This is a genomic window from Porphyromonas crevioricanis (genome assembly GCF_900167225.1).
In the GTDB taxonomy this organism is placed as follows: Bacteria; Bacteroidota; Bacteroidia; order Bacteroidales; family Porphyromonadaceae; genus Porphyromonas; species Porphyromonas crevioricanis.
Genome location: NZ_FUXH01000006.1, coordinates 109,105 through 120,810, shown reverse-complemented (window position 1 = coordinate 120,810; position 11,706 = coordinate 109,105). Strand labels below are relative to the sequence as shown.

Below are 11,706 nucleotides of genomic sequence, written 5' to 3'. Positions count from 1 at the left end.
TCGAAAGTGCCACAACCCTTGATCGGGTTGTGGCACTTTCTTTGTTTAGAGCATGGGCCAAAGCCTCCCCTCCTGTGCACAATGTGTGGGCAGATCTAAGAGGCTGTTACAGCTGCTTTCCATGAAATCATCGTGTCCTCATGCAACAACCCTTCCCGTGAATCTCACAAAGAGCAGCTGAGCAATCAGAATGCAGTCAAGAAGCTCCTATTTTATCCTCTCGGAATAGACATGTTTTGTAAATTCTTCTCGAGGCAAAAATCGAGGAAAAAGGAGGAAAAAAGAGTTCCGTATAGGGGTGGATATATCTCCCTCTTATATGCTCCGAATTGCTCTCCCAAAACACCGATGAATAGGGCGTTCTGAGAGGGTCGAAATTCTCTCCTGAGAAAAATTTTGCTAACACAGGAGAGAATTATTTTTTCCTCAGGAGAGAATTTTTGTTTTCTCCCGTGTCAGCAAAAAATGTCTCCCGTCAGCATCAAAAAGAGGAGGGAAAATCCTTGGAAAAAGTCCCCAATTCGGGCAGAAAAACACAGCAGAAATAGAAACAGAACAAAATAGAAACAAACATAATAATACATCTCAAACCGGCATTTGCCAGTCCCAAGAAACCAAGCAAAACATATCGACTCTACACGTAGAGTAGCCCCACAATATTTTGGGATCTGAAAGAGATTATTGTCCGCTGACCTTAAAACATTGGAGAAGCATTCTCTCTCTCCTAAGGTATAATCGAAATAAAAGCCTGCTGTGTCATTAAACGTTGCGCAACAGGCTCTTTTGTCTCATCAATGGGCTTCCAACCAATTGCGTCCATACCCAATATCCGCCACGAGTGGAACGGAAAGCTCCGGAAATACCTGCTCCATTTCCATGCGCACAATCTGGCTGACTTGCTCAAGCTCGGGCTTGAAAACATCAAAATTGAGTTCGTCGTGCACTTGCAGGATCATACGAGAGCGAAGTTCCTGCTCCTCAATAGCCTTGGCTATACGTATCATAGCCAGCTTGATAATGTCGGCGGCAGTGCCTTGTATGGGAGCATTGATAGCATTTCGTTCAGCAAAGCTACGCACCGTGGCATTCCGGCTATTTATATCCGGCAAATAGCGTCTACGACCAAAAAGAGTGCTCACATAGCCGAGTTTCTTGGCCTCTGCAATAGCAGCCTCCATGTACTCTTTTACCTGTGGATAAAGATTGAAATAACCATCTATAAGACTTTTGGCTTCACCACGAGGTATATCCAATCGTTCAGCCAAACCGAATGCCGATATACCATAGATGATACCGAAATTGGCTGTCTTAGCTTTTCTTCTCTGATCCGAACTGACCTGTTCGGTATTGATGCCATATATTTTTGCAGCTGTAGCAGTGTGGATATCTTTCCCCTCTCGAAATGCCTCTATCAATCCCGGATCTCCACTCAAGTGAGCCATGAGACGTAATTCTATTTGACTATAATCGGCTGAGAGGAAAGTATATTCGTCTGAGCGTGCAACAAAAGCGCGACGGATACCTCTACCATCTTCTGTACGTATAGGGATATTTTGCAGGTTGGGATTGGAGCTGGAAAGTCGCCCAGTACTGGTAACGCACTGGTTGTAGGATGTGTGCAAACGACCATCCGAATGCAGCATAGAAGGGAGCGGCTCTATGTAAGTATTCAAGAGCTTGCGATCTGCCCTATAATCAAGAATCAGAGGGACAATAGGGTGGGTTGATCGAATTTTTTGCAAGGTCTCTTCAGCTGTACTATAGACCCCCGTTTTGGTCTTCTTGGGCCTGTCCATGAGCTGGAGCTTATCGAATAGTATTTCCCCCACTTGTTTGGGACTATTGACATTGAATGGCTCGCCTGCCATCTCTTGTATCTTCTCCTCTCGCAGCTGTATCCGTCCGGCAATTTCGTCTGCCAGCTCCTCTAATACACAGGTGTCCAGTCGTACTCCCTCTCGCTCCATCTGCGCCAAGACCGGCATGAGGGGCATCTCTATTAGATTGAGCAAATTAACTGTTTCTTCTTGCTCGAAGAGAGGCAGCAACTTCTGATATAGTTGCCAAGTGACATCCGCATCCTCAGCTGCATAGAGTGTGAGTCGCTCCGGATTGGTCGTACGTATATCTCCCTTGCGTGTCGCTGTTGTCATTAGTTCATCATAGCTGATGGTGCGATAACTCAAAAGGGTTTCGGCCAAATAATCCATCCCGTGCCGGCTATCCGGCTCCAAGACATAGTGTGCAATCATAGTATCGAAGTATGGTCCTCTCCCTCGAATATCATAGCGATCCAGAACTTGCAAGTCATACTTGAGATTTTGCCCCACTTTTAGGTGTTTGTTGTCATCGAGCAAGCGTTTCAATGGACGAAGCATTTGTCTAACTTCTTTTTCGTCCTCCGGCAGAGGAATATAGTACCCCTCTTTTGCCTCCCAGGAAAAGCTAATCCCCACAATCTCCGCCTTGAGTGGATCTACATCTGTCGTCTCCGTATCGAAGGCAAAAGCTGTTTGTTTGCTCAACTTTCCCCAAAGCTGGTTGAGAGCTTCGGGTGTCTCTATTCTTCGATAGTTGGGCTGAGCATCGAGGTAGTCGGATAGGTGAGGGAAAAGTGTGTTTCCCTCCGAGAGAGTAGAGCTCTGCAATGACTCTTCGTCAGCAAACAAGTCCTGCTGTATCACCTTCTCCGTCTTGGCAACTCTTTGTCCCAAAACACGCTTGGAAAGAGATCTAAACTCTAATTCCTCAAAAAGACTTATCAGCTCGGGGATATTGATTTCTCTGCGTGTAAAATCTTCGGCTCGGAATGTAATAGGCGCATCTGTGCGAATTGTAGCCAAATAACGAGAGAGTAGGGTAGACTCTTTACCCTCTCTTAGCTTCTTGGCAGTCGCAGGTTTGATCTCATCCAAATGCTGATAAATATTATCTATCGATCCCCATTCTTTGAGCAGGGTAGAGGCAGTCTTGGGTCCTATACCTTTGCAACCCGGGATATTATCGCTACTGTCTCCCATCAGACCGAGATAGTCTATTACCTGCTCCGGGCCACTGAGATCCATAGATGAGGCCACTTCGGCAGGCCCCCACAGCTCATAGCCTCCACCGTTCTTGGAGGGCTTATACATCTTGCTGTGCTCTGTAACCAACTGACCATAATCCTTATCGGGAGTCACCATACGTACCTCGTATCCGGCCGCTTCGGCCTGCCCGGCCAAAGTACCAATAACATCATCGGCCTCGAAATCGGCTACTTCTACTGATGGGATACGGTAGGCCTCCAACAACTTCTTGATATAGGGAATGGCAAAAGTAATCCCCTGAGGGGTCTCCTCTCGCTGCGCCTTGTATTCGGGATATTCCCTGTGCCTGAATGTACCGCCGGAGGGATCGAAAACCACCCCCAAGAGATCGGGATTGGCTTTCTCCAGAAGGTCTTGCAGAGTGAGTACAAAGCCGAATATAGCACTGGTATCTCGACCGGAAGAATCTCGGCGGGGAGCACGAATAAAAGCATAGTATGCCCGGTATATGAGGGCATAAGCATCTAAGAGGTAAAGTTGTTGTTTCATCTTAGGGGTAAAGGTACGCTTAAGTATCATTATATTTGCGTGCTATGCAAAGTGTAACAGACCAATTGGCTCCCATCAAGGCTTCCGTGGCGGATTTTATAGCGGCTTTCGATACCGAATTTGCCCACGCCCTTGCCTCACAATCTCGCTGGTTGGGGCAAGCTATAGAACTTCTCAACAAAGCAACCGGCAAGCAGGTGCGTCCGCTCCTTATTGGGTTGATGAGCAAAGCCTGTAATCATGAACCCTCGGCCAAAACCACGGAGGCAGCTGTATTGCTCGAATTGATCCACACAGCCACTCTGATACACGATGATGTGATCGACAACTCTAACCTGAGACGAGGACATCCTACCCTTAATGCCATCTTCGATAATCGAGTAGCAGTACTGGTGGGTGACTTCGTACTCTCCTCGGCTTTGATGCGTGCAATCGAATTGCAAGATTTGCGAATTATCTCAATCATTTCTTCCATCGGGCGAGAATTGAGTGAAGGAGAAATACGTCAGTTTGAGGTGGCAGACGAAGTTGTTCTGGACGAGGAAATCTACTATTCCGTCATTAAACAAAAAACGGCTACACTCTTTCGTGCAGCAGCCGAGTTGGCAGCCATCTCTGTAGATGCCGAGGAAGGGCTAATCTCTCTTTGCGGACAAATAGGGGAGTTGCTGGGCTATGCCTTCCAAATCCGGGATGATATATTCGATTACTACCAACAAGATATTGGCAAACCAACCGGCAATGATATACGAGAAGGCAAGGTAACCCTTCCTCTGCTCTATGCTCTTAATACCTCTTATGCCGAAAAGACAGAAAAAGAAGAATGCCTAAGCCTTATCAAAGCTCGCAGCTTCGACCACGAAAATTTAGACAGACTTACCCGGTTTGCAATCTCCGCAGGAGGGATAGAATATGCCAACAAGCGAATGAGAGCTTTCTTGAGCCAAGCCAATGCTTTGATAGACACTTTACCTAACAAAGAGGCTGGATTGCAACTAAAACAACTTGCAGAGTTTATTTGCAATAGATCGGTATAAGAGGTTGATATATAAGATATTAAGACCTAACAAAATGGCTATTATGCCTCTTTTAACTCTCCATGGATGAGATATTCCGGTCAGCTTGTAGGGCTGATCGGATTTTTTTTGCTCTTGAAGGGCCTACGATGGAAGCAATTTCCTCTTCTGTCGCTTCTCTGATTCGTTTGACTGATTTGAAGTGCCGGAGCAAATTGGTTTTGCTATTGTGTCCTATGCCCTTAATGTTATCAAGCTCACTTTTCACTTGAGCTTTGCCACGTGTCTGCCTGTGAAAGGTAATACCGAAGCGATGCGCTTCGTCCCTTATCTGTCTCAATACACGAAGACTCTCACTATTGAATCCTAATGTAAGAGGAACCGGATCATTTGGATAATAGACTTCTTCGACCCTTTCAGCTAAACCGATAATGGGTATTTTTCCAACCAAATCAAGTTCCCTGAGAACTTCATATGCCACTCTTAGCTGCCCTTTACCTCCATCTATTACAATCAAGTCAGGGAGTTTCTCTTCACTGTTTTCCTCTTTCAGAATACGGCTGTACCGACGACCCACAATTTCTCGCATACTGGCATAGTCATCAGCTCCGACAACTGTTTTCACGTGGAACTTTCTGTATTCACTCTTAGCCGGCTTTCCATTCTTAAATACAGTACAAGCAGCTACTGGACTTGTGCCCTGTATGTTGGAATTATCAAAGCAGTGGATCAATCTGGGCTCTCTATCCAGATGCAAATCCTTCATCATTTGCTTCATCAACCTTGCAGCTGATTGCTCTGCATTAAGTTTTTCGGCCTGCTTAAGACAATCAATCTTATACTGTCTGACATTCCTCTCAGAGAGATCAAGCAAATGCTTTTTATCACCACGCTGTGGTATAGTGATCTTGGCTTGCTGCGCCGCTCCCCAACCTGGATCGAAAGGCAGAATAATTTCTCTTGCCATACTCTGATAGCGATCTCGCAATTCGGCAATGGCACGAGCAAAAATCTCGTCCGGCTCTTCATCTACTCTTTTGCGATATTCCACTGTATTGGTAAGTCGGATCATTCCTTCGCTCACCTGCATATAGTTGATGTATGCCTGCTGTTGATCTTCGTCATAAGAAAAAACATCCACAAGCATAATTGCTCTTGGAGCAACTGTATGTTTTGCTTCATAACGCTTCAGTAAGGCAAGTCGTTCTTTATAGACTTGTGCCTGTTCGTATCTCATCTGCTCGGAAGCGGCAATCATTTCCTCTCTATATATCTTCATAAGCAGAGAAAGATTGCCTTTGAGCAACTCTCTGGCCTCGTCTATGGAGTGCAGATAATCACTCTCATTTACCCTCCCTATACAAGGAGCATTGCATTTCTTGATGTGATAATTCAAGCAAACCTTGTATTTCCCCTCAGCTATTTTTGCTAGACTAAGGTTAAGCAAACAGGTGCGAAACTTATACAGATCCCTCAACAGAGCAACCATGTTTTTGGCAACTATGGCACTGGGATAGGGACCAAAATATTCTGTTCCATCTTTCCGTATATCTCGGGTAAATATAATCCGTGGAAAATGTTCTTTGGTGATAGCTATGCTGGGGTATGTTTTGCCATCCTTGAGCAAAACGTTGTACCGAGGTTGATGTGTCTTGATTAAATTACCCTCCAGAATAAGAGCCTCAGCCTCGGTATCTACAACAATGTATTTCAGCCCACGTATTTTCGATACGAGCACCTTGGTTTTGCGATCAGTGAGTTCTTTTTGAAAATAAGAACTGATTCGCTTACGCAAATTTTTGGCCTTCCCCACATATATAAGAGAACCTTCTTCATCGAAGTACTGGTAACAACCCGGCAGAGTAGGCAGAGTAGGCAAGATTGCTACAAGCTGTTCCCTGCTTAGCCTGGTAGGACTGATATAGATATGCTGGTTATGTTCCACGTGAAACAATCTGCTTTCTTATCTGCCACAAAGGACAAGCAAAATACTTATATCATGAGGCGAAATCCCCGGAATACGTGCCGCTTGTCCTATCGAAACAGGCCGTATTCTGCTGAGCTTTTGTCTGGCTTCGGTGGATAGTTGGAGCAGCTCTTCGTAGTTAATATGCTTGGGTATACGCACCTCTTCCAGTCGGTAAAGTTTCTCGGCTTGTTTTTTCTCTCGCTCTATATATCCACCATATTTGATAAGAATCTCTACCGATTCGCATACCTCTTCTTTCATCTTCCCAAGCTGTTCTATTCGTGTCAAGAAAGGGGGTATTTGCACAGCCAAGGTGAGCATATTCAGACGAGGACGGAGAATTAAATCCTTCAGTTTTGTCTTTTGCCGAATAGGAGTATCTCCTATCTGCTCTAAAAAAGGATTGATATTTTCGGGTAATACAGAGAAAGTTTCGGAGAAGCGAATTAGCTCATTCCTTAGCTTGTTCTTTTTGCCAAATCGTTGCTCTCTCAATTCCGAAGCCAGACCTAATTCGATAGCTTTGGGAGTAAGACGCATATCGGCATTATCCTGCCTTAGCAAAATACGATGCTCCGCTCTGGAGGTAAACATACGATAAGGCTCATCCACTCCCTTGGTCACCAAATCATCTATCAACACACCTATGTAGGCCTCATCACGATGCAATATGAATTCTTTTTTGGCCAAATCATTTCTGAGATGTGCATTGATACCAGCTACCATACCTTGCCCGGCAGCTTCTTCGTACCCTGTAGTCCCATTGATCTGTCCAGCAAAGAAAAGTCCCTCTATGAGCATTGTCTCGAGAGTAGGCTTGAGCTGTGTCGGATCGAAAAAATCATATTCTATGGCATAACCCGGTCTAAAGAACCGCACATCACGCAATGCCGGTATGGCCCTCATCGCCTCCAGTTGTACTTCGGGTGGAAGAGAAGAGGAGAAACCATTGACATAGTATTCCGTTGTTTTCTCTCCTTCCGGCTCCAAAAACAACTGGTGAGAAAGCTTATCTGCAAAGGAGACTATCTTCGTCTCAATACTGGGGCAATATCGGGGCCCTATACTTTGTATTTGACCATTATACAGAGGGGAGCGATCCAATGCCTGACGCAAAATATCGTGAGACTCCTCATTGGTATAGGTAATATAGCAGGGGAGTTGCTGCAATTTGGGATGTTCTGTATCAAGGAAAGAAAAGCGATGAAAGTCCTGTTCTCCCTCCTGTTTATCACATTCATCGAAGTGAATGCTGCGAGCATCTATCCTAGCAGGAGTCCCTGTTTTCATCCGATCGGTACGAAAACCTAAATCGGAGAGTTGCTGGGTTAGTCCAATAGAAGCTGGCTCAGATATCCGACCTCCGGGTATCTGTATCTCTCCAAAGTGCATCAGCCCTCCCAAAAAAGTTCCCACAGTCAGGATAACATTAGGAGCCTCAAAGAGCATCCCAAGCAAAGTCCGTACACCGGTCACCTTTTCTCCATCAAGGATCAATTCTTTTACTTCATCCTGATAGATCTCCAAGTTAGCCTGTTGCTCCAATTCCTGTCTCCAAGCTTCGGAGAAACGCATTCGATCATTTTGCGAACGAGGACTCCACATAGCCGGTCCTTTGGAGCGGTTCAGCATACGAAATTGTATGGCTGTACGATCTGTGATAAGTCCCATTCTGCCTCCAAGAGCATCTATCTCTCTGACAATCTGTCCCTTAGCTATTCCTCCTACAGCCGGATTACAAGACATCTGGGCTATCCTATTCATATCCAATGTGATAAGTAGCACCTGTGAACCCAAGTTGGCAGCAGCCGTAGCAGCTTCACAACCGGCATGACCAGCTCCCACCACTATCACATCATATTTTTTGTTTTGCGTGTATAGCATAATTTATTTCTGTTCAGGAAGAAGATTATCCGGATATGGTTGTAATCCTCCCCTCATAGGGTATAGAGTATCACTCCCTGACTTATATTATATATCTCGAGAATAAATATTCTGTTTTGTATGGACCTTGGGGATCATTCATATTGGCCATATTTATCGATCCAATTCCTACGGGCAATAATGTTTTTGATAGCCATTGTCAACCCTAAACCCCCAATCAGGGTACCAAAAATAAAGAGTAAAAATGGTAGTAACCAATTGGCAGAAAAACGATCTATCTTCTCTCCGATGAAAAATTCTCCTCGCGAATTTCCTTCCATTTTGGCACAGAAGGTAACAGTTCCACCCGGTGCCGTGAAGGAGGCTGTAGGAACAAATTTTGTCACCAATTGTCCATCAAGAGGAATATCTCTTTTACCGTTTAGTTTGGTAAGGGGTACTTCCTTGCCTTCGGTATCTCTTACCTCATACGAATAGTCGTTGCGATGGATCGAAAAGAAGTCTGTATAGATAAATGTCTTTTCGTCTTTTTGGGTCTGTATATCTATTTTTTCGTCCGAGAAAGTTCTGACAACTTTTGCATCCTTGGGGGTCGAATTGATTTTCCCGATTGTCATAAAACCGAGGACATACATGGCAGGAATTGCTGACAAGATGATAAGCAAACCTACGAACGTCAATAGCCGAGATGGACGCTTGGGAATATCCATATTGTCTCTTATTATTTTCATTGTGTCTTCTTTCGAAATTATGTTCTTCATTCCTTAAATTCTCCATAAACCATCAACAGGATTATGAAGGAGAAAACAATACTCATGAAAAGAACTACCTTTTCCAATCTGAGGCCAGCAACAGTATTCTTAACTCCATTTCTGTTCAGAAATTTGGCCAGAAAATAGTTTAGACAGAGAGGACAACATGTGTCAAAAGTACAAGAAGTACTTGAGTTTTGAATGGTAACGAACTAACAAATGGGAGCTTACCAACCAATAATATCCCTCCGAAATAAACGACCAATACCAAGATTATTCCCGGTCCTGTAAATGGAATCATGCCAAAATCTTCTATTGTTTCTATCGTTCTACAAATACTGCTTTATAATATCATCAGGTAGGGTAGTACATATTGCACACACCTCGGCCTTGACTCTTCATGAAAGCTCAGAATATTTATGGTAAGCCAAATCTTCAGGCTTGTATTTGACAGCATCGTCTGACCTCTATTTGTGATCCGAACTTTCATTTTGGGCAGAAAGATACTCACTTTCATATACAGGAGACCTCGTTAAAACTCGCTACAACACAGCTCAAATACGAATTCTTCAAATATTATACTTGATTTCAGTGAATGATGAACTCCGAGCAAAGGCTAAATTGCCAGTGTAATCCTTTTGAAGAATCTGAGTCGATAGGTGTAAACCTAAAACAGAAGTAAGAAAAGAGTGTGTAAACAGCTAATAAACCCAAGCACACCTACTGTCATCTTTTTTCAGTACACGTCAATCTCAGTGATGCCCGGAAAATCGCTCTCGAAAAGCGGAGAGCTGTAATCCGACATCCGATAAGAAAAATAGACATGTGGATAAGTTGTGAATAAGTTGTGCTTAAATGGTCGAAAAAAACACGCTAAGTTTTTTGGTGTTTTCAGAGATTCATATACCATCAAAAACAAATGAAATATGCAATACAGAAGGTCAAAAACTTATTATTTTGTTTTGCTCAATTTATAGACAAGGGAGAATATAGATACATATCGAGCCTGAAAGTAAAACGAAGATCTGGGCTTGTCAAAAACTAATGACTTCTCCGATCAATAAAGGATATATACTTGTTGGAAACCTGTCTACAACTCTGTCTATATTCATTTAATAATCCCACTTTATTCAGTAGATTATTCACGTATAAAAAGGGAAACAAATAGAGTTATAAACACTTTGCACAGACATTCTTATTATTGATTAGACCAATTAAAATCCTTCCTATATATACATAAAGAATAGAAAGAAAAAGACCATAAGGGATAGCTGCGGTGATTCTAATTATCTCCCGCAGACTTGATGTCTTTTTGGTAGTTCTCTGATTTAGTTTTTAGAGACCATTGTGTGATGCGGCATTCCGCACATCTCAATAAAAGATCATTTCAGTGATCTTTTAGGGGACTGTGTAGTGAGGTCTCTCTGGGAAGGATTCCCATTTTATTCAGACGAGTTGTTGTCCGGTCTTTAATTCGTGCATCGACTTTGGAACCGATGCGCGAAGCATCCGCTCTATTTCTCCTAATATTCGTTTGCGTACAAAATCTTCACGATAGCAGAGTCGTATCTCTCTGGTCGGTTTTGGGATGGTAAAGGGGCGTACCAGTTTGCTTTGTTCGGGGGAGAGCCTATCCAGTGCCAATTCTGGGATAAAGGTCATACCAGCACCACTCTCTACCATGTGCATGAATGTAGAGAGGCTGCCATTGGTATAGTTTCGAGATTTATTGATAAAACTTTTAAGCTGACAGAAGCGTACCAGTTGATCTCGGAAACAATGTCCTTCATCCAGTAGCCAGAGTCTACTGCCATCGACCTCGGTGCTGCGTATGGTTGGTGAGTTGTATAGAGGTTCTTGCTCTGATACATAACCGAAAAATTCCTCGTAATACAGGAGTGTATCGTCCAATCCCTCGGTTTTGGCTTTGCTGGCTATGATTGCTACATCTATTTCGTTGTCCATGAGTCCACTCAAGCATTGGGAAGTTTTTCTTTCCGAGATCTCAAAACTTACTTTGGGAAGTGCTTTGAAGAGTGATTGACCTAATCTGGGTAGCAGGAAAGGTGCAATTGTAGGTAATATGGAAATCCGTAGATTTCCGTGTAGACTATCTTGTTCTTCTGCTATTAGGTCAGTTATTTTTGAAGCTTCTCTTAGCACAATAGAAGCCTGAGCTATGACTTTTTTGCCTATCGGAGTGGGTTGTATACCTCCTCTGTTGCGGTCGAAAAGTTTGACTTCAAGTTCACTCTCCAATTTCTGTATCATAGCACTCAGGGTTGGTTGTGTCACATCGCAGTCAATTGCAGCCTTGGCAAAATGTCTGTTTCTCTCCAGTGCAAGTATGTATTCGAGTTGTTGGAGTGTCATTGTATTTTTATTTCTATTCGTTTTAGCTGTTGAGGAACTTACAGAGTTTGGTCGGTGAAATTTTGTTCTCACGCTCTAACTCACACAACCTCAAAGTTAATAAATAAAAAGGAGTGGATGTTAAACATACTTATTCT

Annotated in this window: 6 protein-coding genes; 1 reads left to right on the top strand and 5 read right to left on the bottom strand. The window is 43.6% G+C overall.

Annotation, left to right across the window (positions count from 1 at the left end):
• Nucleotides 1-791 precede the first annotated feature (791 nt).
• Nucleotides 792-3,575, bottom strand: coding sequence for a DNA polymerase I (gene polA, locus B5D48_RS05040; RefSeq protein WP_042120459.1), 2,784 nt, complete (start codon nucleotides 3,573-3,575; stop codon nucleotides 792-794).
• A 44-nt stretch (nucleotides 3,576-3,619) separates the two neighbouring features.
• Here polA and B5D48_RS05035 point away from each other — a divergent pair, with 44 nt between their 5' ends.
• On the top strand, nucleotides 3,620-4,612 hold the full coding sequence (locus B5D48_RS05035) for a polyprenyl synthetase family protein (protein WP_078801688.1): 993 nt from the start codon (nucleotides 3,620-3,622) through the stop codon (nucleotides 4,610-4,612).
• 52 nt (nucleotides 4,613-4,664) lie between these two features.
• Here the strand turns inward: B5D48_RS05035 and uvrC are convergent, their stop codons facing one another.
• The 4 genes from uvrC to B5D48_RS05010 all read right to left on the bottom strand — a co-directional run bounded on the left by uvrC (nucleotide 4,665) and on the right by B5D48_RS05010 (nucleotide 11,569).
• Nucleotides 4,665-6,536, bottom strand: a complete 1,872-nt coding sequence (gene uvrC, locus B5D48_RS05030) for an excinuclease ABC subunit UvrC (protein WP_023938161.1) — start codon at nucleotides 6,534-6,536, stop codon at nucleotides 4,665-4,667.
• Nucleotides 6,537-6,554: 18 nt separating this feature from the next.
• The gene (mnmG, locus tag B5D48_RS05025; RefSeq protein WP_023938160.1) at nucleotides 6,555-8,444 is read right to left on the bottom strand and encodes a tRNA uridine-5-carboxymethylaminomethyl(34) synthesis enzyme MnmG; all 1,890 of its coding nucleotides are present in this window, start codon (nucleotides 8,442-8,444) and stop codon (nucleotides 6,555-6,557) included.
• A gap of 134 nt (nucleotides 8,445-8,578) precedes the next feature.
• Nucleotides 8,579-9,175 carry a hypothetical protein gene (locus tag B5D48_RS05020; RefSeq protein ID WP_042120445.1) on the bottom strand — a complete coding sequence of 199 codons (597 nt, stop codon included), beginning with the start codon at nucleotides 9,173-9,175 and terminating at the stop codon, nucleotides 8,579-8,581.
• A gap of 1,467 nt (nucleotides 9,176-10,642) precedes the next feature.
• A complete protein-coding gene (locus tag B5D48_RS05010) occupies nucleotides 10,643-11,569 on the bottom strand; it encodes a hydrogen peroxide-inducible genes activator (protein ID WP_023938152.1) in 927 nt (308 codons plus the stop codon).
• Nucleotides 11,570-11,706: the final 137 nt, after the last annotated feature.

Coding starts and splice junctions, on each gene's coding strand:
- B5D48_RS05035 (WP_078801688.1), top strand. CDS start 3,620: ATGCAAAGTGTAACAGACCAATTGGCTCCCATCAAGGCTTCCGTGGCG.
- B5D48_RS05020 (WP_042120445.1), bottom strand. CDS start 9,175: ATGAAAATAATAAGAGACAATATGGATATTCCCAAGCGTCCATCTCGG.
- B5D48_RS05010 (WP_023938152.1), bottom strand. CDS start 11,569: ATGACACTCCAACAACTCGAATACATACTTGCACTGGAGAGAAACAGA.
- polA (WP_042120459.1), bottom strand. CDS start 3,575: ATGAAACAACAACTTTACCTCTTAGATGCTTATGCCCTCATATACCGG.
- mnmG (WP_023938160.1), bottom strand. CDS start 8,444: ATGCTATACACGCAAAACAAAAAATATGATGTGATAGTGGTGGGAGCT.